General features: G+C 66.8%; 26 protein-coding genes. 15 read left to right on the forward strand and 11 right to left on the reverse strand.

Annotated features, from left to right (window positions below; translation table 11 throughout):
* The first annotated feature begins 222 nt into the window (after window positions 1-222).
* Both ABD970_RS10160 and ABD970_RS10165 read left to right on the forward strand, forming a co-directional pair.
* Window positions 223-876 carry a class I SAM-dependent methyltransferase gene (locus tag ABD970_RS10160; protein ID WP_345295348.1) on the forward strand — a complete coding sequence of 218 codons (654 nt, stop codon included), beginning with the start codon at window positions 223-225 and terminating at the stop codon, window positions 874-876.
* Between the two features lie 175 nt (window positions 877-1,051).
* The gene (locus ABD970_RS10165) at window positions 1,052-1,300 is read left to right on the forward strand and encodes a hypothetical protein (protein WP_345295349.1); all 249 of its coding nucleotides are present in this window, start codon (window positions 1,052-1,054) and stop codon (window positions 1,298-1,300) included.
* A 14-nt stretch (window positions 1,301-1,314) separates the two neighbouring features.
* On the opposite strand, the gene ABD970_RS10170 is transcribed toward ABD970_RS10165, so the two are convergent.
* Window positions 1,315-1,908: a 2'-5' RNA ligase family protein gene (locus ABD970_RS10170; RefSeq protein ID WP_345295350.1), complete on the reverse strand. Its 594-nt coding sequence runs from the start codon at window positions 1,906-1,908 to the stop codon at window positions 1,315-1,317.
* A gap of 46 nt (window positions 1,909-1,954) precedes the next feature.
* On the reverse strand, window positions 1,955-2,626 hold the full coding sequence (locus tag ABD970_RS10175) for a nitroreductase family protein (RefSeq protein ID WP_345295351.1): 672 nt from the start codon (window positions 2,624-2,626) through the stop codon (window positions 1,955-1,957).
* 207 nt (window positions 2,627-2,833) lie between these two features.
* Between ABD970_RS10175 and ABD970_RS10180 the strand changes: the two genes are divergently transcribed.
* From ABD970_RS10180 to ABD970_RS10205, 6 genes are all read left to right on the forward strand, one after another.
* Window positions 2,834-3,148 carry an HPF/RaiA family ribosome-associated protein gene (locus ABD970_RS10180; protein ID WP_345295352.1) on the forward strand — a complete coding sequence of 105 codons (315 nt, stop codon included), beginning with the start codon at window positions 2,834-2,836 and terminating at the stop codon, window positions 3,146-3,148.
* Window positions 3,149-3,272: 124 nt separating this feature from the next.
* On the forward strand, window positions 3,273-3,743 hold the full coding sequence (locus ABD970_RS10185) for an FKBP-type peptidyl-prolyl cis-trans isomerase (protein ID WP_345295353.1): 471 nt from the start codon (window positions 3,273-3,275) through the stop codon (window positions 3,741-3,743).
* Between the two features lie 168 nt (window positions 3,744-3,911).
* Window positions 3,912-4,916 (forward strand): mechanosensitive ion channel family protein, encoded by a 1,005-nt coding sequence (locus ABD970_RS10190; RefSeq protein WP_345295354.1) that lies wholly within the window; start codon window positions 3,912-3,914, stop codon window positions 4,914-4,916.
* Window positions 4,917-5,159: 243 nt separating this feature from the next.
* Window positions 5,160-5,975, forward strand: coding sequence for an N-formylglutamate amidohydrolase (locus ABD970_RS10195; RefSeq protein WP_345295355.1), 816 nt, complete (start codon window positions 5,160-5,162; stop codon window positions 5,973-5,975).
* The gene (locus tag ABD970_RS10200; protein WP_345295356.1) at window positions 5,968-7,845 is read left to right on the forward strand and encodes a flavohemoglobin expression-modulating QEGLA motif protein; all 1,878 of its coding nucleotides are present in this window, start codon (window positions 5,968-5,970) and stop codon (window positions 7,843-7,845) included. The genes ABD970_RS10195 and ABD970_RS10200 overlap by 8 nt, the downstream gene beginning before the upstream one ends.
* A 10-nt stretch (window positions 7,846-7,855) precedes the next feature.
* The gene (locus ABD970_RS10205; protein ID WP_345295357.1) at window positions 7,856-8,908 is read left to right on the forward strand and encodes a glutathione synthetase; all 1,053 of its coding nucleotides are present in this window, start codon (window positions 7,856-7,858) and stop codon (window positions 8,906-8,908) included.
* Window positions 8,909-8,956: 48 nt separating this feature from the next.
* On the opposite strand, the gene ABD970_RS10210 is transcribed toward ABD970_RS10205, so the two are convergent.
* From ABD970_RS10210 to ABD970_RS10225, 4 genes are all read right to left on the reverse strand, one after another.
* Window positions 8,957-10,309: an aminotransferase class V-fold PLP-dependent enzyme gene (locus tag ABD970_RS10210; RefSeq protein WP_345295358.1), complete on the reverse strand. Its 1,353-nt coding sequence runs from the start codon at window positions 10,307-10,309 to the stop codon at window positions 8,957-8,959.
* Window positions 10,310-10,669: 360 nt separating this feature from the next.
* Window positions 10,670-11,074, reverse strand: coding sequence for an MgtC/SapB family protein (locus ABD970_RS10215; RefSeq protein WP_345295359.1), 405 nt, complete (start codon window positions 11,072-11,074; stop codon window positions 10,670-10,672).
* 93 nt (window positions 11,075-11,167) lie between these two features.
* Complete coding sequence (locus ABD970_RS10220; protein WP_345295360.1) at window positions 11,168-12,121, reverse strand: glutaminase; 954 nt, start codon at window positions 12,119-12,121, stop codon at window positions 11,168-11,170.
* Window positions 12,122-12,167: 46 nt separating this feature from the next.
* Complete coding sequence (locus tag ABD970_RS10225; RefSeq protein ID WP_345295361.1) at window positions 12,168-13,160, reverse strand: spermine/spermidine synthase domain-containing protein; 993 nt, start codon at window positions 13,158-13,160, stop codon at window positions 12,168-12,170.
* 205 nt (window positions 13,161-13,365) lie between these two features.
* On the opposite strand from ABD970_RS10225, the gene ABD970_RS10230 reads away from it, so the two are divergent.
* From ABD970_RS10230 to ABD970_RS10255, 6 genes are all read left to right on the forward strand, one after another.
* Window positions 13,366-14,613 (forward strand): cyclic di-GMP phosphodiesterase, encoded by a 1,248-nt coding sequence (locus ABD970_RS10230; RefSeq protein ID WP_345295362.1) that lies wholly within the window; start codon window positions 13,366-13,368, stop codon window positions 14,611-14,613.
* 9 nt (window positions 14,614-14,622) lie between these two features.
* The gene (locus ABD970_RS10235) at window positions 14,623-15,927 is read left to right on the forward strand and encodes a putative bifunctional diguanylate cyclase/phosphodiesterase (protein ID WP_345295363.1); all 1,305 of its coding nucleotides are present in this window, start codon (window positions 14,623-14,625) and stop codon (window positions 15,925-15,927) included.
* Window positions 15,928-16,186: 259 nt separating this feature from the next.
* Window positions 16,187-17,611: a circularly permuted type 2 ATP-grasp protein gene (locus ABD970_RS10240; RefSeq protein ID WP_345295364.1), complete on the forward strand. Its 1,425-nt coding sequence runs from the start codon at window positions 16,187-16,189 to the stop codon at window positions 17,609-17,611.
* Window positions 17,611-18,561 carry an alpha-E domain-containing protein gene (locus ABD970_RS10245; RefSeq protein ID WP_345295365.1) on the forward strand — a complete coding sequence of 317 codons (951 nt, stop codon included), beginning with the start codon at window positions 17,611-17,613 and terminating at the stop codon, window positions 18,559-18,561. Before ABD970_RS10240 ends, ABD970_RS10245 begins: the two co-directional genes overlap by 1 nt.
* 9 nt (window positions 18,562-18,570) lie before the next feature.
* Complete coding sequence (locus tag ABD970_RS10250) at window positions 18,571-19,422, forward strand: transglutaminase family protein (protein WP_345295366.1); 852 nt, start codon at window positions 18,571-18,573, stop codon at window positions 19,420-19,422.
* Window positions 19,423-19,578: 156 nt separating this feature from the next.
* Window positions 19,579-20,352 (forward strand): proteasome-type protease, encoded by a 774-nt coding sequence (locus tag ABD970_RS10255; RefSeq protein ID WP_345295367.1) that lies wholly within the window; start codon window positions 19,579-19,581, stop codon window positions 20,350-20,352.
* Window positions 20,353-20,384: 32 nt separating this feature from the next.
* Here ABD970_RS10255 and ABD970_RS10260 read toward each other — a convergent pair whose 3' ends face one another.
* Together ABD970_RS10260 and ABD970_RS10265 are read right to left on the reverse strand one after the other, a co-directional pair.
* Window positions 20,385-21,287, reverse strand: a complete 903-nt coding sequence (locus ABD970_RS10260) for a pseudouridine synthase (RefSeq protein WP_345295368.1) — start codon at window positions 21,285-21,287, stop codon at window positions 20,385-20,387.
* A gap of 153 nt (window positions 21,288-21,440) precedes the next feature.
* Entirely contained in the window at window positions 21,441-22,214 is a 774-nt protein-coding gene (locus ABD970_RS10265; RefSeq protein ID WP_345295369.1) for a hypothetical protein, read from the reverse strand.
* A 9-nt stretch (window positions 22,215-22,223) separates the two neighbouring features.
* On the opposite strand from ABD970_RS10265, the gene ABD970_RS10270 reads away from it, so the two are divergent.
* The gene (locus ABD970_RS10270; protein WP_345295370.1) at window positions 22,224-22,742 is read left to right on the forward strand and encodes a hypothetical protein; all 519 of its coding nucleotides are present in this window, start codon (window positions 22,224-22,226) and stop codon (window positions 22,740-22,742) included.
* Between the two features lie 79 nt (window positions 22,743-22,821).
* On the opposite strand, the gene ABD970_RS10275 is transcribed toward ABD970_RS10270, so the two are convergent.
* The 3 genes from ABD970_RS10275 to ABD970_RS10285 all read right to left on the reverse strand — a co-directional run bounded on the left by ABD970_RS10275 (window position 22,822) and on the right by ABD970_RS10285 (window position 26,523).
* Window positions 22,822-23,532 (reverse strand): DUF1499 domain-containing protein, encoded by a 711-nt coding sequence (locus ABD970_RS10275; protein WP_345295371.1) that lies wholly within the window; start codon window positions 23,530-23,532, stop codon window positions 22,822-22,824.
* A 100-nt stretch (window positions 23,533-23,632) separates the two neighbouring features.
* The gene (locus ABD970_RS10280) at window positions 23,633-23,899 is read right to left on the reverse strand and encodes a DksA/TraR family C4-type zinc finger protein (RefSeq protein ID WP_345295372.1); all 267 of its coding nucleotides are present in this window, start codon (window positions 23,897-23,899) and stop codon (window positions 23,633-23,635) included.
* 125 nt (window positions 23,900-24,024) lie between these two features.
* The gene (locus tag ABD970_RS10285) at window positions 24,025-26,523 is read right to left on the reverse strand and encodes a sensor domain-containing protein (RefSeq protein WP_345295373.1); all 2,499 of its coding nucleotides are present in this window, start codon (window positions 26,521-26,523) and stop codon (window positions 24,025-24,027) included.
* Between the last annotated feature and the right edge of the window lie 25 nt (window positions 26,524-26,548).

Genomic DNA, 26,548 nt, shown 5'->3' on the forward strand with positions numbered 1-26,548 from the left:
CGTTTACACCGGATCGCATGCTGGGCAGTCGACATTAGCAAATGTGCCGCTCGATGCGCGCTCGTTTCGCCGCGATCACGGCGTGACGATCACGGGATTCCCGCGGCGTACACTCCGGATGCTGCCTGCCGCGCCGCCACGGCGCCGGCCGCCGGGCCAGGTTCACTTCCTGGCCACCATCCATCCACGATCGCTTGCAGCGTGGCACCCGACGGGAGCGTCATGCCAGGCTACGACACCCACACCCGCACCCTCCGCTTCGGCGAACAGGACCTGCGTGTCCGATCGCTGGTCGACGTCCAGCAATACGCCGATCCGGACGGCCACGCCGAACGGGCTGGCATCTCGTCCGCGCAATGGAGCTTGTTCGGGCATGTCTGGCCCGCGGGGCAGCTGCTCGCCCAGGCCATGGCCATCGAACAGGTCGCCGGCAAGCGGATTCTGGAGCTGGGCTGCGGACTCGGGTTGGCGAGCCTGGTGCTGCGGCAGCGCGGCGCCGACATCACCGCCAGCGACCACCATCCGCTGGCGGAAGTCTTCCTGGCCTACAACGCCGCGCTCAATGACCTGCAGTCGGTCCCCTTCCGGACGTTGCAGTGGGACACGCCCAATCCGACGTTGGGCGATTTCGACCTGATCATCGGCAGTGACATCCTCTACGAGCGCGACCACGCACGACAGGTCGCCGACCTGCTTACGCGGCATGCGCGAGCCAGCTCGCAGGTCCTCATCGCCGACCCGGGCCGAGGCAACAGCGCGGGGTTCACTCGCGCCCTCAAGGCCCAGGGCTTCGCCTCGAGCGAGACGCGCGACCGGCTCGACCCGGACGACATACCCCCCTTCCGGGGACGATTGTTGCGCTATCGCCGCGACTGACGACGTGCGCCATCACCCGCGCGGCGGGTCGCCAGAGGCTCGAATCACGTGGTTGCATCCCGGAATAACGCCCCAATAACACACCGGCGCGCATAATGAAATGTTGATTTTGCCGGGCAGCGACGGAGTGCGCCCTGCGCCCCTTCCCGCATCCGCCCCCACCACGAGGTTCCCCATGGCCACCACCACGACCACGAAAGCCAGTCCCAAGGCACGCACCCGCAGGCCCGGGCGCAAGACCAAGGAGACGGCCGAGCAGAAGCGCGTCACCAGCGAACGGATTTCAGCCGACCTCGTCGATTTCAAGAAAGCCGGCGGCAAGGTCGAGGTGCTCGGCGTGACCCAGGTCCTGACGCGGGTGGGCGAAGCCGATGGCGCCAAGAAGGGCGCGACGAAGGCGACCGCGAAAACCGCCTCGAAGTAGGCTGCACGCCCGGCTCAGCTTCGGGGTCGCAACTTCCAGCGCATCAAGACCTCATGGCGTGCCCGGCCGATATGGCTGCGCACGAGCGCGATTTCGTGCACGTGCATGACGCAGGGATCGACAGCGCTGGCCGGTAAACCGATTCGTGCATAGCCCAGGGTGACGTGCGGACGGAACGGCTGGCCGCCCTGCACTGCCACGCCCTCCGCAGCGAGCTTGCGGCCGGTTTCCGCATGGAGGGCGCGCAGCGCCACCGTGCCTGGTCCACTCCCCGACAGGACCCATGGCCTGCGCCGGCGATCGCCATCGAAACTCAGCGCGCGATCCAGGACCACGTCGAAGCAGGCCGTCTCGATGGGGTCCAGGGCGCGCCCGGCGCCTGCGAGCAACCCCGCGGGTACGCCGGTGAAATCCCCCAGGAAGTGCAGGGTCATGTGCAGGCGCGCCACCTCCATGGCCCGGGCTTCCACCTGGTGTCGTTCGAACAGAGAGACCGCAAGCGCCTGCATGTCCGCGGCGACGCCTGGACCGGGAAGGATCGCCAGGAACAGGCGGTCGGTGGGAGTCGACGCGGTCGCACCTTCCTGACTTGCCGGAATTGCCGTCATCCCCACGCCGCTTCGCTCCTCGCGCCCCGCACGCACTTGGCAGGGCTTACAGGAACCGTACGTAATCGTCCAGCGGCAAGCGGCGGATATCAGGTACGCGGCAGCCTTGCGCCGGATGCCCCGCGACCAGCAGCAGGTACGCCATTTCGTTGCGCGGTCGGCCGAGGATTCGGTTGAGGAACCCCATCGGGCTGGGCGTGTGCGTCAACGTCGCCAGGCCCGCGCGGTGCAAGGCCGCGATCAACAGTCCGGTCGCGATCCCCACCGATTCATGGGGGTAGTAGCGCTTCTGCTTGTTTCCGGCGGCATCCAGTCCGAACCGCTCGTAGAACACCGCGATCAACCAGGGTGCCGTTTCGAGGAACGGCTTGTCGGGGTCCGTGCCTAGTGCCGCCAACGCCTCCAGCCATTCCGCGGGAGCCCGGTGTTCGTAGAACTCGCGCTCTTCGGCCTCGGCGGCCTCGCGGATGCTGCGCTTGACCGCAGGGTCGGACACGGCAACGAACCGCCATGGCTGCTGGTTGGCTCCACTGGGGGCGGTCCCGGCGGCACGCAGGCAATGCTCGATCACAGCGCGGGGCACCGGCGTCGGCGCGTAGTCGCGCACGGTTCGACGCCGCGCCAATTCGTCGGCGAACAACCGGGCGCGGGCGATCCGTTCCTCGTCGGACAGGGGCGCCGGTGCCGGCAGGGGGATGGTTTTCGTGTCGGCTGGCATCGACGGCGGCCTTCGGTGCTGGGCGGGACTCAAGGCATGCTAACGCCATCGCGTGTCTCGGCGAACATGGATCGGGGGCTGCCGTGCCATCCACGCGTCATGGCGACGGGCCTCACGGGGGTGCTGGGAACCGTCCAGCACGCTCACCGGCCCGCAACGCCGACCCGCCTACCGTGTCCGCATCGCAACAGTCCGCGGGAGTAGTCAATGAAGATCCAGCTTAATACCGACAATCACGTCGAAGGCCATGCCGCGCTCGAATCGCGCGTGGTCTCGATGGTCGAGCAGCACCTCGGTCGTTTCTCCGAGCGGCTGTCGCGAATCGAGGTATTCCTTTCCGACAGCAACGCCGCCAAGGGTGGTGCCGACGACAAGCGGTGCGCGCTCGAGGCGCGGATCGAACATGAGCGGCCGATCGGTGTTTCGCACGACGACGAGAACATGGAAAAGGCGATACGCGGCGCCTGCGACAAGCTCAAGACGCGGCTTGAGGCCGTGCTCGACAAGCAACGCCGGCATTGAGGCGGTCGTTCTCCCGTTGGAACTTGCGCTGGAGCAACGATTTACCTAGGGTGGCGGTGGTTCAAATTTCACTGCGTCGTGCACGCACCGACGCGCTCCCCCACTGACTAACGAGAGGTTTCCCATGGAGATCACAGACGGTCGTGTCGCTACGATCCACTACACGCTCACCGATGACGGCGGCCATGTCATCGACAAGTCCGCCGCCGACGCGCCGCTGAGCTACCTGCACGGCGCCGGCAACATCGTTCCCGGCCTGGAGCACGCGCTCGCCGGCAAGCAGGTTGGCGAGAAGCTGGAGGTCGACGTGCCGCCGGAACAGGGTTACGGCCCCTACCACGACGGCCTGGTGCAAGACGTCCCCCACGCCGCTTTCCCGGACATCGGCGCGGTCAAGCCCGGCATGCAGTTCGAGGCCCGCACCGAGCGGGGGCCGATGGTCGTCACCGTGACGCAGGTCGGCGAGGAAACCGTCACCGTGGATGGCAACCACCCGATGGCTGGCAAGACCCTGCATTTCGCGGTCCAGGTCGCCGGCATTCGCGAAGCGACGGAACAGGAAAGCAACCAGGGGCATGTCGCCCAGGCGGCCTGACGCTTCGCTCCCGCGAACCAGGGTCGTGCGCCAAGGACACACCATGCAGTGCCCGCAGACGCGGGCCTTTGCCACAATGCGCTCCAAGCCGCGCCCATCGGGGTGAACTTCGCCTTCGCAGGCCGTTGCTAGACTGGCCAGCCTGGAAGCAGGACACCGCGCACGCCCATGCCGCCCATCGAGTCGACGACCCTGCAGCCCGTGGCCGACAGGGTGATGGAGCAAGGCCAGGAACTGCTGGCCGGCCTGCCCATGTTCGTCGTCGCGCTCGCGATCGTGTGGCTGGCGTGGCGGTTCGGCGGTTGGCTGTCCCGGCGGCAGGCGCTGCAGCATGTCGCGGATCGCAATCCGTTCCTGCGCGAGCTCGCCCGGACGACCGTACGCTGGCTGATCCTGCTGGCCGGCGTGCTGATCGCCCTGGAAATCCTGGAAGCCACCGCGCTCGTCGGCGCGGTGCTCGGCACTGCGGGCGTCCTCGGTGTCGCGATCGGCTTCGCCTTCAAGGACATCCTGGAGAACTACATCGCGGGCATCCTGATGAGCCTGCGCCAGCCGTTCGCGCCGCGCGACCACGTCGTGATCGACGGCAACGAAGGCGTCATCGTCGCGCTGAATTCGCGCGCCACCATCCTGATGACGCTGGACGGCAACCACCTCAGGCTCCCCAACGCGCTCGTCTTCCGCAGCGTCACGCTCAACTACACCCGCAATCCCAGCCGCCGCTTCCACTTCGAGGTCGGCATCGGCGTCGAGGAAGACCTGGTCGAAGCACAGGAGATCGGCGTGCGGGAGCTGCAGCGGATCGACGGGATCCTCGCGGATCCGCCCCCGCGCGCGATGATCACCGCGCTCGGCGACTCCAACGTGCAGGTGCGATACCAGGCGTGGGTGGACCAACGCTCGCATGACTTCCTGCTGGTCAAGAGCGAATCGATCCGTCGGGTGAAGCTGGCGCTCGAGGACGCGGGCATGGACATGCCGGAGCCCATCTACCGCGTGCAGATGAGTGAGCGAAAGCCGTCCACGGCGAAGGATGCCAAACCGGTGCCTGACGCCGCCCGCGAACATGCCGTCGATACCCGTGCCAGGGACGACCTCGATCCCCAGATCGACGAGGATCGGGACCGCCATGGCGGCGATGACCTGCTGGACGCGACCGCGCCGCGCGAATAAGCGGGCCGCTTAGCCCGGGAGGTGGCGACGGCCCGTCGGCCACACACGGCTGCCGCATGCCCATCGGCCAGGCACCCTGCCGTCCATGCACTGCGAATTCCTTCCTGCACGTGGTCGCGCCCGGCGCGGGCCCACGGAATCGCGTACACGCTGCTTGTACGAGCCGTCCCGGATCATGAGGCAATACGCGCCTGGACCTTGCTCCACGCGTCTGCCACAGCAGAAGGGAGGCAAGGCAAGCAAATGACCATGGTGCAGCGCGACGCCGATGCCCGGGACACCTGCGCGTGGTGGGAGATGCAGCGCGGCAGCGGACCCATCATCGCAACGGCGATCCACGACGGGACCGGCCTCAGGCCCGAGGTCCGGGAACGCATGGCCCTGCCGGACGCCGACAGGGTGCGCGAGGAGGATCCTTTCACCGGCCAGGCGGTCAAAGGGGTCCCGACCCACGTCATCGCAGGCCGCTCCCGTTTCGAAGTCGACCTGAACCGCGCGGCCGGCGAAGCCGTCTATCGCACGCCGGACCAGGCCTGGGGCCTGGACGTCTGGCGCAGCCCGCTGGATGACGCCTTCGTGCAACGCTCGGTGGGGATACACCAGGCGTTCTACGCGATGATGCGGCAGCTGCTGGACTCGATGGCAGCCGAACACGGCCGCTTCGTCGTGCTCGACGTCCACAGCTACAACCACCGGCGCGACGGACCCGACGCCCGGCCGACGCCCCAGGCCGACGCGCCGGACATCAACATCGGCACGATCTCGATGCCCAGGGAACGATGGTCATTCCTGCTCGATCCACTGATCGAAGCGATGCGCGAATTCGACTATCTGGGTGGCAAGCTCGATGTCCGCGAGAACGTGGCGTTCCAGGGAAGGGGCGAATTGACTCGTTTCGTGCACGCGCACTACCCATCCAGCGGCTGCGCGATCGCGATCGAGTTCAAGAAGTTCTACATGGATGAGTGGACTGGGCAGCCGGACCAGGCCCACCTGGGCGCCATGCGCGCCTTCATCGACCACGTCGCCGCGACGTGCCGGGGCTTGCTCGATGCGTGACGCGGGAACCGTGCAAGCGCAACCGGCAGGCGGCTTGCTTGCCGACTTCTCCGATGGTCCGTTCCGCTGCGACCTGGACGGCCAGTGCCGCGTACACCTCGACCGGCCGATGCCCTTCCTGGTCCTGAACCGCCACGCGGGGCAAGGCAGCAGCCTCGCAAGGCGCATCGCGATCATCAGCCCCGCCAACTTCACCTGGCCGGCGTCCGATGCCGGCGATGCGCACGCGCCAGGCAGCATCGCGGACATCATCGAGCAGGAGCGGCCGCAGTTCGGCGCATTCCTGCTGATCTCGCTTTACGACCTGCCACGCGACCATGGGCTGGACGACGAAAGCCCGGAGCTGGAAGCATTCCGCTTCTGCCTGAGTGCCTCGGCCGACGACGCCGCGCAAGCCGCGGTGCGCCGTCTTGAAGCCGCGCTGGGCCAGGTCTGCATCGACCTGCGCCGCCCGGAGATCGAGTTCGTCTCGCAAGCCTATGCCGAGCCCGGGGTCGAGGCCTTGCTCGCGCACCGTCCCGGCGTCTCCCACATCTCCGTCGGCCTGCCGCAGAACTACCGCATTCCCGGCGAGGAAGGCATCTACCCGCAGGTCTTCCACGAACTCGAGATCACCGTCTTCGACGCCCTGCTGCAATGCGTGGCTGCCTTCAGCGAGCATGCGACGGGGGAGCAGGTCGCGCACTACCGGTCGTTCGGGCGCAGCGCCTTCATCGAGGCGGCGGTGAACGCCGACCGCGCCCTGGGGCAGATCAGCCGCTCCTTCGACTTCCTGCTCGGCGTCTCCCCGATCAACACCGTGCAGGCGTTCGAGCGATTCCGGGCGGACGGTTGCCGCAAGGCACCGGTGTTCCGCTACCGGCCGTTGCCGGTGAGTCCCGAGGACCAGAAGCGCCGGCTGTACGCGATCGACATCCGAGCGGCCGAAGATCCCGTGCTCGAAACGCTGTTCAGGGAGAAGCAGCTTGAACTCGACCGGCAGCTGATGATGCTGCAATGCCGGAACACCAGCGACTTCCGCCTGGCGTCGCTGATGCTCTATGGCGGGGTCGAGCCGCAGTTGCTGGACCACGCGCGCCAGATCCTCGTGCGGTACGACGGCTCGCGCGGACCGTCGGGTACGCCTTCGGCGTGGGTGGACTGCCACGTGGTTCGCCGCGCGGCCGAGAAGCTCGTGCAGGACTATGTCGCCCTCTTGCCCGGCTTCGAGGCGGACATCCAGTTGCGCGAAGACATCGCGCCTGGCCTGATGGTTTCCGGGCAATCGCTGCTCATCTCCACGGCGACGCGCATGCGGCGGGACCGCATGGACGCGCTGCTCCAGCATGAGGTCAGCGTCCACCTGCTGACCTGCGTGAATGGGAACGCGCAGGGACTGACGATCTTCGGGACCGGCCTGGCCGGGTACGAAGGCATCCAGGAAGGACTTGGCGTGTTCGCCGAATACGCGGTCGGCGGGATGACCCCGGCGAGGATGCGGCTGCTCGCGGCCCGGGTCGTTGCCGTCGACGCGATGCTGGGCGATGCCGACTTCGTCGAGACTTTCCGCCTGCTCCACGAGCAATACGGCTTCAGCGAGCGCGGTGCGTTCAACATCGTGGCACGCGTCTTCCGGTCCGGCGGCCTCACCAAGGACGCGATCTACCTGCGAGGTCTCAAGCAGGTCTTCGACTTCATCGCCGCCGGCAACGACCTCGACCCATTCTGGTTCGGCAAGATCGCCGAACGACATGTCCCGGTGGTCAACGAGCTCCTTTCCAGGGGCATGCTCTCCCCCCCGGGAGTGCTCCCTGCCTTCCTTTCCCGGCCGGAGGCGATGCGCAACATAGAGCGCGTACGCACGGCTCCCTCCTGGTTGCAACTGATATGAGGATCCGTCGATGCTGATCGCCTTCTTCGTCAACTCCATGGACGACGAGTACCCCCGTTACACCACGACCGTGCTGGCGCATGAATGCGCACGCCGCGGCCACTCCGTCTGTTACGTCACGCCGGGCGACTTCATGCTCAGCCCGGACGACAAACTCCACGTCCATGCCCGCTTCGCGCCAGAGATGAAGACCAAGAGCAAGGATCCGACCAAGTTCTTCGAGAGCATGCAGGAAGTCGGCGACAAGACCCGGCAGATCGACATCGACGAGGTCGACGTCCTGATGCTCCGCAACGACCCCTCCAACGACGCGCAGGACCGGCCATGGGCCGAGGACATCGGCATCCAGTTCGGTCGAAGCGCGAGCCGGCGCGGCGTCCTGGTGCTCAACGACCCCGGCGGTTTGTCGATGGCCATCAACAAGCTGTACTTCCAGTCATTCCCGCGCGAGGTGCGCGCCGACACCCTGATCACCAAGACCGCCAAGGACGTCAAGGAGTTCGCCAAGAAGCACAAGAACAAGGTCGTCCTCAAGCCCTTGCAGGGTTCGGGCGGGCAAGGCGTGTTCCTCGTGGGGCAAGGCGCCAAGTCCAACCTCAACCAGATGATCGAGGCCATCACCCGGGATGGCTACATCATCGCGCAGAAGTACGTGCCCGAGGCCGACAAGGGCGACATCCGCCTTTTCATGATGAACGGCCACCCCTTGCGCATCGGCAACAAGTACGCCGCGATGCGCCGCGTGAACTCGGACGACGACATCCGCAGCAACATCCATGCCGGGGGCAAGGCGGCCGCCGTCAAGATCACCGAGCGGGAACTGCGCGTCGCGGAGATGATCCGGCCCAAACTGATCGCGGACGGCATGTTCCTGGTCGGGATCGACATCATCGGCGACAAGATCCTCGAGGTGAACGTGTTCAGTCCCGGCAACCTGTTCACGTGCAGCAAGATGGCCGAAGTCAATTTCGCCGAGACCATCATCGACTCCATCGAGCGCAAGCTGGAGATCTCCCGCGAGTTCCCTGGGCAGTTCAACAACCGCCAGCTCGCGGTGATGTAGCGGAAGGGGCGCCGTGCCAAACGGCCGGCACCTGGACCGCAACGTCGATCAGCCCGAGATCTCCCGCACCGCACGCACGGCCTGGTCGACCTGCTCCGGCGTGTTGACCAGGCTCGGCGCGAGCCGCGCGTAGGTGACCGCATAGGGGCTGGTACTGGCGATGATGCCCTTGGCGAGCAGTTGCTCGACCACGCTCGCCGGCGCCACGCCCTCGACCTCGAACACGACGAGCCCGGCGGACAGGTCCGCGGACGCGGGGGTATGCAACTTCACCTTCGGGTTCTGCGCCAGGCCGGCCTTGCACTGCGTGTTGAGCGCGGCGATCCGCGCCGCGACCCGGTCCCTGCCGATTCGCTGGTGCATGCGGAAGGCGGCTGCCATGGCCCACTGGTGCTCGTAGGCGTGGAATCCGCCGGGGGACATGCGGTTGGCGTTGGTTGGCGTCGACGGTTCCCGGTCCTCGAGCCAGGCTTCGTACTGGCCGAGGTCGGTGAAGCTGGGGATGATCGGACGCAGGCGCGCCCAGTTCTCGGCGCTCGCCCAGACCAGTCCCGTTCCCCGGGGCGCGAACATCCACTTGTGCGTGCCAGCGCAGAAGTAGTCGCAACCCATGGTGGCGATGGTCTCGTCCACCGACCCCAGCCCATGCACGCCGTCGACGACCAGCAGCAGCGGTCGTCCGCCACGCCGCCGCAGGGCCGCCGAAATCTCGCGGATCGGCAACCGGATGCCGGTGCTGGAATGCACCCAGGTCAAGCCGACGACGCGCGTCCTCGGTCCGATGGCCTCGAGCAGCCGCTCGATGATCGCGTCGGTGCCAGCAGAGGCCGAGTCGTCGAACAACGCGATCTTCCGCATCGACGCGCCCGCCCGCTCGGTGGCCAGGCGGATCGACTCATGGTGCGAGTAATGGTCATGGACGGTGGTGAGCACCTCGTCGCCGCGCTCGAGCGGCAAGCCCTGGTAGACCAGCGCCAGCCCGGTGGTGGTGTTGCCGGTCAGGCAGACCTCCTCCGGGTTCCCGCCCAGGTACGCCGCTGCCTCCCGCTGCACCTGGAGCGGAAGGTTCTGGGCATCGTCCCCGAACATGCCGTGCTCGACCACGTGGAAAGGATTGCGGTCCATGGCGCGCCGGTAGCCTTCGATCGCCTCGCGCACTGGCGCGGGATGGCTGGCGATGTAGAAGCTGGCGAAATGCAGCAGTGACGGATCCAGTGCGAACTGGGCGCGTACCGCCTCCCAGCTGGAGAGATCCGGCATGCCGGGGGTTTCCGCGGCGACCGCCGCCAGCAGGGGGCCGGGCATCAACCCCGTGGCGGCCAGGGCAGCGGGGGCTGACAGGAAGGTGCGTCGGCTCATGCTCATCTTGGGGTCCCCGGTCGGCCGGCTCTTGCGGGCCATGGAGGCTCCAACGCCAACGGCGCCGGGCAGCGGACACGGCGCGGTGGCCCGCGGGCCGGCTTCGTCCTTTGCTCCGGTTGGGCGAGCCTTGGAAAGGCTGGCCAGCGCCTCGCGCTCCGATCGAGCCTCGCGCATTCCAACGCCACGCTACCGCCGCACCCTCCGACGGTTCGGCAGGCGATGCCAGCGTGGCCGTCCATGACCCCTTCTCCACGCTGGTGCGATGCCGTCGTTAAGCCGTCCAGCCCAGCAGGGTGGCACGTGCACGACACGATGGTTCCAGACTGGCAGCGACATCCGTGCCTCCAGGCACCACACGCGACCGTTGACCGCGCGTGGCTCGGATCGGCGGCCCGCCACTCAGTCGTCCGGATCCTCGCCGTTGACGCGCTTCTTGAGTCCGCCCAGGAGCAGCACGACGCCGAGGTTGATCACGGACAGCGCGACGGCATAGCCCCAGTATCCGAATCCGGCCGCCGCGCCCATCGCCCCGATGATCCAGATGCTGGCTGCGGATGCGGTGCCCGACACGTGGTCCGCATGCTTCAGGATCGCGCCACCGCCGACGAAACCGATGCCGGTCATCAGGCCCTGCATGATCCGTGCCGTGGCGTCCGGGTTGTCATGGCCGATGAACTCGATGCCGATCATCACGTAGGCACACGCGCCCACCGCCACCAGCGGAAAGGTGCGCAGCCCCATGATGTTGCTGTTGCGCTCGCGGTTCCACGCGATCGGCAAGGCGAGCAGGAAAGCGCCGAGCATGGGAAGGATTGATCTGGATTGCTGGAGAAGGTCTTCCATCGATCAGCCTCGCATCGTCTCGTTTGTGGGCAGCGGCGGTCGCGCCCGGATCGATCAGAACACGGACAGCCCCGTGCGCGTCGTAAACAGGTCCAACGCCTGCGCACCCGCCAGGGAGTTGCCCTTGTCGTCCAGCCCGGGCGACCAGACCGCGACGGCGAGGACATTCGGTACCACCGCGACGATGCCGCCCCCCACCCCGCTCTTCGCGGGCAAGCCCACCCGGAACGCGAATTCGCCCGCCGCGTCGTAGGTGCCGCAGGTCAGCATGATGGCGTTGATGCGCTTGGCGCGCTCGGGGCTGATGACGACCTCCCCGGAGTGCTGACAGCGGCCACGGTTCGCAAGGTAGAGGAAGCTGCGCGCGAGATCGACGCAGTTCATCCGGATGGCGCACTGGTGGTAATAGAAGTCGAGCACCGCCTCGACGGGGTTGTCGAGGTTGCCGAAGCTGCGGATGAAATTCGCGAGCGCCGTGTTCCGGTACCCCGCCACGCGCTCGGACCTGGCGACCTCCGGATCCATCTCCACGGCCATGTCGTCCGAGCGCGCGCGCACGAACGACAGGAGGCGCCCGCGCGCGTCGTCGTCGCTGGACAGGATGACGTCCGCGACCACGTGCGCGCCGGCGTTGATCAGCGGATTGCGGGGGATCCCGTGTTCGCGCTCGAGCTGCACCAGCGAGTTGTAGGGGCTGCCGGAGGGTTCGCGCCCGACGCGATTCCACAGTTCGTTGCCCAAGGCCTCCAGGGCCATGGTCAGCGTGAAGACCTTGGAGATGCTCTGGATCGAAAAAGCCTCCTCGGCATCGCCGACCTGCAGCAGCCGGCCATCGAGGGTCGCCACCGCCATTCCGAACCGGTCGGCCGGGACCTCGGCGAGGCGCGGGATGTAATCGGCCACCTTGCCGCGTCCGACCCAGGGGCGCACCTCAGCGGCGATCCAGTCAAGGATGGGCGCGAAATCCTGGTCCGCGAGTGGCGCTGGCGGGGTGTCGCAGAGATTCATGCCCCCCATGCTCGCACACGCCCGCCAAGCGGGCGACTGCCCCGATTCACGCGCGCACAGCGCGCCCGTCGCCAATGCGGGCCGCGACCCGCCGAAACACCGGCGCCAACTGCTCGCCCGCCCCCGGCGGTAGCGCGGCGAGGATCGACTCCACGTATTCACCGGAAGCCGCTGGCGGAGCGCCACGCCACGCGAACGCCACCCGGTTGCTCATCGCGTCTTCCTCCACCAGCAGCACGTTGCCGTCGCCGAAACTGCGGCGCAGGCGCCGGACGTGCGCGTCAGCGTCGCCACAGAAGAGATTGACGGACATCGCCGCTCCGTCGAGGAGCGCCTCCCGGCAATCGTCGTAGAACGCTTGGGTGGAGAGCGCCCCGGGGATGCCTGTTTCGTCGTATCCATCCACGAGCAGCATGTCGTAGCGGCCGGGTCGCGCCGCGACGAAGCGGGCGCCGTCGTCGAGCGACACCTGCAACCGCTCGTCGTCCGCCGGGACGAGGAACCTGTCGCGCAGGGCGATGACCTGCGGATTGTTCTCGACGACTTCGATCCGCGCACAGGGCAGATGCCGGCGACAGAACTTGACTTGGGAGCCGCCGCCCAGGCCAACCACGCCGATGCAGGCCGGCGCTGGCCGCCACAGCAGGCAGGCGAGCATCGTGCGCGTGTAGTCGATCAGCAGGAAATCCGGATCCCGGGTCCGCATCCGGCTCTGGGTCTGGCCCCGGACGAATCGCAGCGCGGTGTACTCGCCATAGCTGTGTACTGCCGCACGGCGCAATCGCTTGCCGGTGGGATCGACCGGTTCCGTCCCAAGGACCGTGCCCAGCCAGTCAGCCGCCAGGCGCCAGAACGCCTGCCGGTCAGCCACGCCAGTTCCGCACGGGCACGCCATGGCCAGCGGCAGCAGCGTGCCCTCGCGCGTTGTAGCCACGCCGAGTCCGGCAAGCCTCCAGGATCCGGGCACGGCCAGCACGGTGAGCGGGGGTTCGACGAGCGTCGGGGTGATGCATGCGCCTGCTTCCCGGCTGCCGCGCACGACCCCGTGTCGAATGGGGGATCGCAGGTGGCATCGCCATCGATCGGTTCATGGACGTTCCATCGTAGCCGGACACGGAGCGAGAAGGCGATCCTTGGCCAGCGGGGAGGACGGTCCCGGAACCGGCGAGGCGGGCCACACGCAGGGCTCCCACCGTCCCGGCCTCCCAAGTTATGCTGCGCGCGGGCCTTTAACGGGGACGTGGGTGGACGATTTCACACAGGAGTTGAGGATTACGGTCCAGGGACTGGAGGTGGACATGTATGTCGCCAGGCTGGACCGTCCCTGGCTGGGCACGGACTATCCCCTCGAGGGTTTTCGCCTCACGAGTGACGCTGACGTCGAGACCTTGCGTCGCCTGTGCAGTCACGTTTACGTGGACGTGTCGCGGGGCGCCTCGCCGAACCCGAGGTTCGTTGACCTGGGAACGCCCGATCTGGTGAGGGAGGCACAGAGCGAGGAGGAAATCGCAGCGCTCCGGAAGACGGTGTGGGAAGTTCAGACCGAGTTCGACGAAGAGCTCGCCGATGCCGAGGCCGCGCACGAGTCCCTGAGCGAGAGCATCAATACCGTCATGGAGGACCTCCAGGCGGGTCGCCAATTGACGATCGAGAACCTCAGGACCGGCGTCGATGCAATGATCGACTCCATCACGCGCAATCCCTCTGCATTCGTCTGGCTGAAGGCCATCAGGCGCAAGGACGACTACGCTTACCACCATGCGCTGGGCTGCTCCGTCTGGGCGGCCAGCTTCGGCCGGCACCTTGGGCTGGATCGCAGTGAACTCGGGGAACTGGCCCTGAGCGGACTGCTGTTCGACGTTGGAAAAACCCGGCTGCCCAACCGCTTGCTGTCCCAACCGGCACCCCTGGACGAGAGCGATTCCGCGATCATGCGCACGCATGTCCAGCACAGCCTGGACATCCTGGAAGGAACGGAGGGCATCACCCTGCGCATGCTGGAAGCGATCGCCACGCACCACGAGCGACATGACGGCAGCGGGTATCCGCACGGACTCAGCGGGACGGAGATCCCGATGTTCGGCCGGATCCTGGGCTTGATCGACAGCTACCACGCAATGACCAGCGTGCGCAAGTTCATGGAAAGCAGGTCGCCCCACCAGGCTGTCATGGAGCTGTACCTCGCCCGAGGGCAGCTCTATCAGGCAGAACTGGTCGAGCAATTCATTCAGACCTGTGGGATCTATCCCAGTGGTTCCCTCGTCGAGCTGTCCGATGGCTGCGTAGGCGTGGTCACCAGCGTGCACAGCCTGCGACGGCTGCGACCAGAGGTCATGGTCCTGCTGGATGCGCAGAAGAAACCCGTGGCCAACTTCCGCAAGATCGACCTGAATGACATGATCGAGGATGCCAACGGCGTCGTGTTGAGCATCCGGCGAGGGCTTCCGCCAGGTGCACACGGCATCGACACCGCCGAATTGTTCCTGAGCTAGGCCGATCGCATGGACGACCTGCACGACCGGCTGACCGGCCTGCCCGACAGGAGAGGGTTCCTCTCCCTGCTTCGGCGGCACATCGGCTACGCCAACGACCGCCGCAACCTGCTGGCGCTGGTCGTCGTGGACATCGACCATTTCGCACAGATCAATGGCACCAGCGGGTACGCGTTCGGCGACGAGGCGCTCGTCCACTTGGGCGTCCAGCTGAAAAGCGTCGCCCGGAAGTACGACCATGTTGGCCGCATCGGGGACAATCGATTCGCGCTGCTGTTGCCTACCGTTCTGAATCCAGGCCACGCGGAGCTCGCGGTCCAGAAGCTTTTCCGGCTGCTCGAAGTCCCCTTGCAGTCGCCCGAAGGCCCGGTCTGCCTCGCCATCACTGCCGGGGCCGCATTGTGCCCGGTCCATGCAACGCACCCGGAGTACCTGCTGCGCGTCGCGGAAATGACGCTCGCGTCTGCTCGCCTGCAGGGTCGCAAATACCTGTTCGCCGAGGACCAGGCGCGCACCATGCCGCTCTCCGACCTTTGGGACCTCGAACTCAACCTGGCGAACGCCCTCGAACGGGGCGAACTCTGCATGCATTACCAGCCCCAGGTCCGCCTCTCCGACATGGCTCCATGTGGCGTCGAGGCGTTGATGCGGTGGAACAGCCCGACGCGTGGCCAGGTTTCGCCCTCCGTGTTCATGCCGATTGCAGATCGAATGGGGCTCACCAGGAAGATGACTCTATGGGCGCTCAATACAGTGCTCAGGCAAGCGGCGCAATGGGAGCACGACTGGGGGCCGCTGACGATGTCGCTCAATGTCCCGGGTAGCGTCGCAGGCCACATGGATCTGCCCGAGCAAGTCGACAATGCGCTCAACCTCTGGCGCTCCGAGAAGGTGAAACTGGTGCTGGAGATCACCGAGGACTCCCTCATGGAGCGGGATCGTTCCACTGAAATCCTGCAGCGCATCCGCGACCTGGGTGTCACGATCTCGATCGACGACTTCGGGACGGGATACTCCTGCCTTGCGTATTTCCGCAACCTTCCCGTCGACGAGTTGAAGATCGACCGTTCGTTCGTTTCTGACCTGCTCTCGGATCGCGCCAGCGCGGACATCACCTCCCTCATCATCGACCTCGCCCACCGCTTCGGCATGTCGGTCGTGGGCGAGGGAATCGAGGACGCGGGCACGCTCGAGGCGTTGCGCGCGGCAGGGTGTGACGTCGCCCAAGGTTATTTCTTCGGCAAGCCAATGCCGCCGCAAGAACTGCAAGCATGGTTGCGCAGCTACGCCCCGGGCAGCGCCGCGGCCACGTAAGGGTGAAGGCGCCGAGTTCCGTACACGCTGCGACGCAATCGCCAGACAAGGCTAAGCTTCCACGATGATCGGCGGTCGTTCCGTCGGTCGCGGTCTGCAACCGGCGGAATTGACGAGGAACCCGGTCTTTACGCGATCTTTCTTGTCACCTGCCCATACTGTGCCGGTCCAGCCACCAGCGCCTGGCCCTCGCTTGCTGCCGTGCCTGGTCACGCACAGGTGATCGCACGCCGGGACGGACCCACTCGCGGGAGACGCAATGCGCGGCGAACAAGGGATTTTCGATGAGATGGGCTGGCCGGACGAGATCCGGCCGCCATACGCATTGATCGACGACTGGCTCAAGTCCCTTCCCCCCGACACGCTCGCGCTCAAGCGGCGCGAGGCTGAGGTCCTGTTCCGCCGCATCGGCATCACCTTCGCGGTCTACACCGAAGGCGGCGACCCCGAACGCCTGATTCCCTTCGATTTCATTCCCCGCGTGATGGCGCAGGCCGAATGGCAGCGATTGCGCACCGGACTGGAGCAGCGTGCGCGCGCGCTCAATGCCTTCATCCATGACGTGTACCACGACCGGGACATCATCCGGGCCGGCAAGGTTCCCGAAAAGCTCATCCTGCACAACAGCGAGTACCGGCCCGAGATGGCCGGGCTGGACCTGCCCGGCGGCATGTACTCGCACATCGCCGGGATCGACATGGTGCGCACCGGCCCGGACGACTACTACGTGCTGGAGGACAACTGCCGGACGCCGTCCGGGGTCTCCTACATGGTCGAGAACCGCGAGGTGATGCAGCGGTTGTTCCCGGACCTGTTCCGGCGCAACCGGGTCGCCCCCGTGGCGCACTTTCCGGACGAGCTGCTGGCGACGCTGCGCTCGCTGGCGCCGCCGAACTGCAACGGCGAACCGACCGTGGTGCTGCTCACCCCCGGCATCTACAACAGCGCGTACTACGAGCACGCCTTCCTGGCCGACGAGATGGGCATCGGCTTGGTCGAGGGCGCGGACCTGGTCGTCAGCAAGGACGTGTGCTACCAGCGCACGACGGCCGGGCTGGAGCGCGTCGACGTCATCTACCGGCGCATCGACGACGAGTACATCGATCCGCTGGTGTTCAACCCCGCATCGACCCTGGGCGTCCCCGGCCTGCACTACGCCAATCGAGCCGGCAACGTCACCCTGACCAACGCGATCGGTGCCGGCATCGCCGACGACAAGGCCGTGTACATCCACGTGCCGGAGATGGTCCGCTTCTACCTGGGGGAGGAGCCCTTGTTGAGCAACGTGCCCACGCATGACTGCAGCAAGCCCGACGAACTGCGCTACGTGCTGGACCACCTGGACGAACTGGTGGTCAAGGCCGTCCATGGCTCGGGCGGGTACGGGATGCTGGTGGGGCCCCATGCCAGTCGCGCGCAGCTCGAGGAATTTCGCGCCCTGCTCCGGGACAAGCCCGATGACTACATCGCGCAGCCTACGCTGGCGCTGTCGACCATCCCCACCTTCGTCGACTCCGGGATCGCGCCCCGGCACGTGGACCTCAGGCCCTTCGTGCTGTGCGGCGCCGACAAGGTCAGGATCGTGCCCGGCGGCCTGACCCGCGTGGCGCTCAGGGAAGGCTCGCTGGTGGTGAATTCGTCGCAGGGCGGCGGCACCAAGGACACCTGGGTGCTCGAGTCGTGATGCTCGCTCGCACGGCGGACAACCTTTTCTGGCTCGCGCGCTACGTGGAACGCGCCGACTACCTCGCGCGGCTGCTGCAGGTCGCCGGCCACATGAACGCAGTCCGCGTCGACGACGACCGCAACGCCGAATGGGAATCGGCCATCGTGGCGTCCGGTGCCCGCGATGGCTACTTCGCCCGGCATGAGAGTGCCGACGAGGAGACCGTCTTCGACTACCTTGCATTCGATACCAAGAATCCGTCGTCGATCGCCTGCTGCATCGAGACCGCGAGGCGCAATGCGCGCGCCGTGCGGACCGCGCTGACCTCGGACATGTGGGAAGCGATCAACTCGACCTGGCAGGAGCTGGGCGAATACAGCAGTGCGCCGCTGGACGAGGATCGGCGGGCCGCGTTCCTGGACTGGGTGAAGGCCCGCGTCGGCCTGTTCCATGGCGTCTGCGCCAACGCGATGCTGCGCCGGGACAGCTTCCACTTCGCCCGCCTGGGCCAGTTCCTCGAGCGTGCCGACAACACGGCCCGGCTGCTCGACGTGAAGTACCACGTCCGCCTGCCGCAAGTCAGCGACGTGGGCGGCGTCATCGACTATTACCAGTGGCTGGCGATCCTGCGCGTGGTCGGCGCGCGGCGCGCGTACCGCGTGCTGTTCAAGGGCCAGGTCGAGCCGGCGCGCGTCGCCGAGCTCCTCGTCCTGCGCGAGGAGTTCCCCCGCTCCCTGGCGTTCTGCTTCCAGCAGATCACGTTGCACCTCGACGCGATCAAGGCCCAGGATCAGGATCGATCCTCCGAGGCCAAGCGCATGGCCCATTCGATCCACGCGGACCTGCGCTATGCGCGCGTGGAAAACATCATCTCGGGCGGCCTGCACGAGTACCTGACGGGCATGATCGAGCGCACCGATACCCTCGGCCAGCAAATCGCCGATGGCCACTTGTTCCAGGGAAGGTGACTGCACACCATGCGGCTGAGCATTCTCCACGACACGACGTACCGGTACGCGCAAGCGCCCTACCTGATGATCCAGGCGCTGCGGATGTGGCCGGCCGACAGCCGCGCGCTCCTCGTCAAGGACTGGTGCGTCGAGATCGACGGGAAGCGCCTGCATCCGACGTGCCGGGACGGATTCGGCAATCCGGTCGCGACGCATACCATCGACCGCAACGCAGATTGCATCCGGATCTCGATCCGGGGCGAGGTCGAGACCGAGGACCTGCACGGCGTGCACGGTGAAGGCAACGAGACCTTGCCGCCGATGTTCTACCTGCGCCCCACCGGCCTCACGGCCGGCAACGATGCCATCGACGCGCTTGCGCGTGCGGAACCGGCTTGCGACGGCGATATCGATCGCCTCCACAGCCTAAGCAACCGCGTTCGCGACCATGTCGATTACCTGCCGGACACGACCGATGCCGAATCCACCGCCGCGGAGGCATTCGAAGCCGGCGCCGGCGTCTGCCAGGACCACGCCCACGTCCTCATCGCCGCGGCGCGCGCACTGGGCTTCCCCGGTCGGTACGTCAGCGGCTACCTGTGCCCTGCGGGCGAGGAGGCCGCCGCGAGCCATGCCTGGGCGGAGATCTTCGTGGAGGGGCTCGGCTGGGTGGGCTTCGATGCCGCCAACCGCCAATCGCCGGACGAACGATACGTACGCATCGCCTGCGGCCGCGACTACCGGGACGCCGCACCGATCCGCGGCGTCCGACTGGGCGGCGAATCGGAGACGATGGAGGTGGACGTGAGCATCGTCGAAGGCGGACGGGCGTCCTCGCAGTCGCAGACGCAGGCAACCCATCTTGGTCACGCCCAATAGCAGCGGCTGGCCGCTGCGGCGGCAGCAAGGCCTGACCGCGCCACTGATGCCATCGCGCAACTGCATTAGACTTCCGGCCCGGACCGCGCACGGTTTCGCCAGCCGCGGCTGCAAGGCAGCGGCCGGCGCACCGGGCCGTCGCCCAGGGAGCATTCGGTGACCTACTGCGTTGGCATGTACCTTGACGAGGGCCTCGTCATGCTGGCCGATACCCGCACCAATGCGGGCATCGACAACATCTCCTGCTTCACCAAGCTGCAGTACTTCCACGTCCCCGGCGAGCGCATGATCGCGGTGATGAGCGCAGGCAGCCTGTCCTTGTCGCAGTCGGTGATCAACATGATCCAGGACGGGCTCCCGGACCCGGAGACCGGCCAGGTGGAAACCATCCTCACCGTGCCGACGATGTTCCGGGCCGCCGCATTGATTGGCGAGGCGATCCGGCGGGTGCACCGCACCCACGACGAAGCCATGCGCGAGAAGAACGTTTCGTTCGATGTCTCCATCATGCTCGGCGGGCAACTCGCGGGCCGCACCATGCGCCTGTTCCAGATCTACGACGCCGGCAATTTCGTTGAGGCCACCCGGGATACGCCGTTCCTGCAGATCGGGGACCACAAGTACGGCAAGCCCATCCTCGACCGCGCGGTCACGATGCAGACGCCCATCCAGGAGGCCGTCAAGTTGGCGTTGATCTCGATGGACTCCACCCTGCGCTCCAACCTCGGGGTCGGACTGCCGCTGGACCTGCTTACCTACCGCAACGACAGCATCGACGGCATCGAGACCTGCAGGATCACCGAACAAGACCCCTACTTCACCATGCTGCGCGAGCGCTGGTCCGCCGCATTGCAGGCCGCCCACCGCGACATCCCGCCACCCGACTGGAAGAGCAACACGAATCCGGGCCAGCCGCCACTCAACCGCTGACGAATTGCGCCGCGAGCGAATTCGGTGTCGCCTCAGTCGAGATGCCCCGAGTCGAGCTCGAATCCGCTTTCGTACGCGCGCATGCTCCCGTCGATCGGATCGGTGAAACGCAACGACTTCGCCAGCAGCTGGAGCGGCCCTGCCGGATCCGACCCACGCGAACGTCCCGTGTCCCCATATAGGCCGTCGTGGAGGATCGGAGCGCCCAACGCCGCCATGTGGACGCGTAGCTGGTGCTTGCGACCGCTCACGGGCTCAAGCCCATAGCGCCAGGCGCCCTGGCCCCGCTCGAGCACGTCGATCCGCGTCAGGCTGTTGGGTGTGCCCTGCGACTCCTGCATGCGGTGGAAGGGCTCCCCCCGGACCAGCCGGCTGGCCCGCAGCAACGGGAAGCACAAGCCAGGACATGGGGGTGCGATGGCCTCGTAGGATTTCCGGATGCCCCGGCCACTGAACAAGGCGTGGTAATGCCGTCGAGTCCGCGGATCCGCGGAGAACAGGACCAGGCCCGCGGTATCGCGGTCGATGCGGTGCAAGGGCACGAGGTGCGCGTTTCCTAGCGCCCGTACCAGTCGCGCATGGAGGGTTTCGGCCGCGTACCGGCCCGAGGGCATCACCGGCAACCCGTGCGGCTTGTCGGCGACGACCAGGTGCGCATCGACATGGAGCACGCGTTCGCCCGCCGGCATACGTGGCTCGGCGTGGACTTCCCGGTAGTAATGCACCTCGACGCCGACGCGATAGGGAGCTTCCGGTGTGAATGCGCGGCCAGTGCAATCCATGACCCTCCCGCGGTCGAAACGATCCTGCCAGGAATCGCGACCGACGTGCGGGAAGAGCGTGCACAGCCCATCCAGCAAGCTCGCGAACTTGCCGTGCGGCAACTGCACGCGACTGGCGACGACGCCATTGGACGGGGGCAGTGAATGCGGCATCGACGAAGCTTAGCGCGTGGCGCGGTTCGTCCGAAACGAGGCGCAATTGCGTCGCAACAGCTGAACCACATCAGCGGCAAATCCAGCGCTAACAGCGCAGAAACCGCTGGAAATCGCCTGAATCTGAATAGCGAAGGAATTGCTCAGAGCAAGTTAAGAGCGGATGAAGTCTAGTGGATGCCAATCGGAATCCGTTCCGCGCCACATGGGAGCCCATCGATGCCATTCGCCCACAACAGCCACAAGGCCATGCTCGCCGCCCTTGGCGTCGTGCTGACGATTGCCTTCTCGTCGCCCGCCGTCGCGCGCGAAAGCCAGCGCGACCACCGACAGCAACAAGAAAAGGAGCCTCGCGAGCGAGGCGAGCGCAAGGCTCGCAGGGAACAGGCCACCAAGAGCGACACCGCACGACGCAGCATGCAGCGCGCGATGCAGCGTGAGAGCAACATGTCGCGGCAGGCCGAGCGGCGAGTCCGTGCGGCGCAGCCCCAGCGTAGCGAGCACGCCAACGCGAGCCGCGCCACCCTCCAACGCCGCGCCGAACGCAGTGCCGACGCTTCCCGCGACCGCTTCCGCGATGCTCGCGCCGCCCGGCAGGCCACCGCCCGCGAAAGCACCGCCCGCGATCGTCTGCAGCACCAGCGGTCGGTGTCGCGTGAGCAGCTGCAGGAACGCCAGCAGCAGGAAACGCTGCGCGCCCGGCAACTGCAACGACGCGACGCGGAGCTTCGCAATCGCCAGGCCAACCGGCACCGGGACGTCGAACGCCATGCCGATCGGCGCCGCATCAACGACCGGGCCATCGAAATCGCCCCGCGCGACGCTCGGCCCGCGCGAGCCATCGAGGGACGGAACCGCATCTCCGCGGCCGACCACCAGCGTCGTTTGGTCCGCCACCGCGACCGGGCGCGCGATTACCGCCAGCACGCTGCCCAGGTGAGGGGATGGCAGCAGCAGCGCGCAAGGCAGTTGCAGCAGCAGCGGCGTGCGTCCCAGTATCGTTACCAGCAGGAGTACTACCGGCGCCTCCTGCGGCAGCAGGCTGGCCTGGGCGCCTTCCGCTACCGACACGACAACCCGTACTTCCACGCGCCGGCCAGCCATCGCTACGGCTATGGCGGCAACTGGTACGACACCAACCGTTACGGTGCTGACCTGCTGCGGCAGGCCATCCACTACGGATATCGCGAGGGTTACCGCGCGGGACGAGCCGACCGCCGGGACCGCTGGCGCTACGACTACCGCAGCACCTTCGCCTACCGCGACGCCAGCTTCGGCTACCGCCACTACTACGTCGGGCGCCGCGATTACCAGTACTACTTCCGCCAGGGCTTCCGCCGCGGCTACGATGATGGCTACGCGTCGCGATACCGCTATGGCCGCCACGACAACGGCAGTGCCAACATCCTCCAGAACGTACTAGCCACGATCCTCAACCTGCAGGTGTTGCGATAACACACAGGCACACGGCCTCCACCCAAAACGCCTGGCATTCGCCGGGCGTTGCTTCGTGAGAGCTCCACGCCACGGGCCTTTAGCCACCGATTCGCCTCAGGTAGGCACGGATGCGAGCGGCATTGGCCCCGACATCGCTGCCGCCCACGCGCGAGACCGAGCGCACGTCGATCCGGCTGCCGTCGCCATCTGGGCGGACGCGGACCACCACGTCGTCCTTGAACCCGAACCAGAACGTGGTGTCCGTGGCCTCGATGCGACCGCTCGCCGGATCAGCGTCCACGAGCTCCCAGCCCATCAGGCGCGCCGTGGCCAGCGCGTGCTCGAATGCATCCTCGGCCGGCAGGTCGAGTCGCAGCGGCGCCAGGTCCGGGTAGCCGACCCGCTGCTGGGCCGCGATCTCCTCGCCGCCGTATTCGGCGCTGTTGGGCGCGCCGGCACGCAACGGAAGCACGGCGACGAATGCAGGTGGCTGGGTCGTGTCCGTGGAGATGTCATGGATGGGCGGCAGGCGCCGCGCCTCGCGGAGTCCGTGCCACGGAATCGCCACGACAACGACCGCGAGCAACATCGAAGCCAGCAACAGGCGTGGATGCGTACGCCGCATCCGCGGCAGGAGCAGCAACACGACTGAAAGACCGATGACGCCCATGCCCAGGTATGCCCCCAGCCGCATCAGCTCGAACCCCGTACCGTGGGGCCAAAGCTGGGCGCGGACGCCAGGCCCCGCCACCAGCAATAGCAGCGCCGCGACGATGGCCAGGGCGAAGGCAACGTGGGATGGCTTCATGATCGAGTCCTCACCGCCAGGCTCGCCAGTGTGCACCAGGGGCCGCGCCCACATCCGCAGCGCGGAAGCCAGCCCCCACCTTCACCCGACCGATGGGCGCTCAACGGAGCTGGCTGTCCTTGCTGCCCCGGCGATTCACCAACCCGGTCGCACCGCCTTCGGCATCCCGCGCTTCCTGGCAGGCCACGCAAAGGCGGACACCGGGCACGGCCCTCCGACGCGCCTCCGGGATGTCCGCGTCGCACTCCTCGCAGCGCTCCAGCCCCGGGCCCTCGCGCAGCTGGCTGCGCGCGCGCTTGATCGCATCCTTGACCGTGGCGTCGATCTGGTCCTGCACCGCGCCATCCCCGGCCCAACCGGTCGCCATGGGGCACCTCCTGTCCTTGCATCACGATGCCCGCAGACTAGAACAATCGGGTCCCGGGTGCGACCGCGGACACGCTACCCCATCCGCACACCGGGTCTGCGCTGCGAACACGCTGTCGCCCCCCATCAACCTCCAGCGGATGTTCCCGAAAGCCACGCTCGCGCGTGACCGGCCCGGCATGGCCTGCCAAAGTGGTAGCCCTGCAGTTCGTCGCAGCCGATCTCCGTGAGGAAGGTGGCCTGCGCATCATTCTCCACGCCTTCGGCAGAGACCAGCATTTCGAGCTGGTGGGCCATCGCCACGATCGTGCGCGCGATCGCCGCATCGTTCACGTCGCCGGGTAAGCCCTTCACGAAACTCTGGTCGATCTTGAGCTTGTCGATCGGGAAGTGCTTCAGGTAGGCAAGGCTTGAATAGCCGGTCCCGAAGTCGTCCAGGGCGATGTGCGTCCCCAGCGCCTTGAGTTCGGACAGCGTTCCGCGGACGCGTTCCACGTTCTCCATCAGCGAACTTTCGGTCAGTTCGATGCACAGGGCCGATGGCGGCAGACCATTGCGATCCAGCGCATCGGCCACTTGCGCGACCAGGCCACCGGATTGCAGCTCCTGCATGGAGACGTTGATCGAGATGGCGAACGCGTCGAAGCCCTCGTCACGCCAGGCCTTCGCCTGCCGGCAAGCCTCCCCGACGATCCAGCGCCCGAGCTCGGGCATCAGGCCCAATGCCTCGGCGACGGGAATGAAGCTCAGCGGCGATACCCGGCCACGCTCGGGGTCGTTCCATCGGATCAGCGCTTCGAACCCGATCAGTTCCCGCGAACCCGCGTGGAGTTGCGGCTGGTAGAAGAGCTCCATCTCGCCACGCCCCGCGGCACCACGGAGCCGGTGCCCGATGGAAAGGCGGTGCTCCACGTCCTTCATGTGCTGCCGGGTAAACAGGCAGGTGTCGTCCCGTCCTTGCCGCTTGACGCGGTCCATGGCGGCTTCCGCTCGACGAAGCAGGTCGCTGGGGACCTCGCCGTGATCCGGTGACCGGGCGATACCGACGCTGGCCGTCAACGCTGTACGGTACCCCTCCCCTTCGACTGGATGTGCGATCGCTTCCCGGACCCGCCGCGCGAGCGCCTCCGCCGAGGGTTCCCGCTGGACCTCGATCGCGATGGCGAACTGGTCGCCCGCGAAACGCGCGATCGCGCTACGGGCGCCCACGATGGCGGCCAGGCGATCTGCAACGATTTTCAGGACCTCGTCGCCGATGAGGTGGCCAAGCGATTCATTCACTGCATGGAACCTGTCCAACCCGACCAGCAGCACCCAGACGGGTTCGCCGCCCTCGAGCAGGGATTCGAGCGCCAGCTCAAACATCTGGCGATTGGGAAGATCGGTCACGCCATCGTGCGTATCGGCGTGCGCCAGCGCGGCTTCCGCGATGCGATGTTCCGTGACGTCATGGGCGACCGCGAAGCCGAGCAGCCCGGGCCCGACGATCGACTCCCAGGACAACCACCGGTAGCTGCCGTCCTTGCACCGGAAGCGATACACCACTTTCTCCACGCGCATCCCGGCGGCATTGAGCACTTCCGCCGCGCCGCGGGCCCGACCCAGGTCCTCTGGATGCACGAAGTCCAGGAAATGGCACGAGCCGAGTTCCTCCGCGCTGTATCCGGTCACGGCGGTGAAGGTCGGATTGGCCTGGATGATCCGCTGCGTCCGGATGTCGTAGATGCAGTAGAGCTCCATCGACATGTCGAAGAAATAGTCGCGCTCCCTGGAGTGTTGCAACATCTGATCGCTTTCTATGGCGATCGCCGTGATCGAGAGCATCTTCTCGATGCTCTCGAGTTCATCGGGGCGGGGCTCGCGCTTTTCCCGGTAGTACACGGCGAAGCTGCCCAGGACCTGCTCGCGGCTCCCGAGCACCGGCGTCGACCAGCAGGCCTGCAGCCCGTGCGCCAGGGCGACGTCCCGGTAGCCGGCCCAGTAAGGATGCGTTGCGATTTCGGCGACCACCACCCGCTCGCGGCGGAAGATCGCGGTACCGCAGGAACCGCGGGCGTCGCCGATCTCCTGCCCATGGATCGCCTCGTTGAAGGTGTCCGGCAGGCTGGGACCGGCCCCATGCAGGACGTGGGTCCGGTCGTCGTCGACCAGCAGGATCGAGCACAACGCACCCGGATCGAGCGCTTCGTGGAGCCGGGCGATCGCGCGCAGGCTGTCGGCAAGCGGCGCCTGCGTGGCGATTTCGGCAAGGATGTTGTTCTGACCGGCCGCCAGGATTTCTGCCCGCCGGCGATCGGTGACATCGAGGAACGACACCGTCAAGCCATCGGGCGAAGGATAGATGCGGTTTTCGAACCAGCGGCCGCGGGGCGGATGGAAAGCCTCGACGGTCATGGCCCGCTGCTCGGCCATTGCGGTTTCGTAGGCCTGGCGGAACGGATCGTCCTCGGGCGTGGGGAACTCCGTCCAGACGTGCCTGCCGATGAGCTCCTTCGCATTCCGGCCCAGCATCCTCGCGGCGACGGTGTTCACATGCGTGTAGCGCCAGGAGGTGTCGAGCGCGATGTAGGCCTCGGTGACCCTGTCGTAGGCCCGGTGGAACTCCAGCTCTTCCTGAGATTGCATGTTCGCCCTCTCCTGTCCTGCGGTC

This window comes from Luteimonas vadosa, assembly GCF_039543545.1.
Taxonomy (GTDB): domain Bacteria; phylum Pseudomonadota; class Gammaproteobacteria; order Xanthomonadales; family Xanthomonadaceae; genus Luteimonas; species Luteimonas vadosa.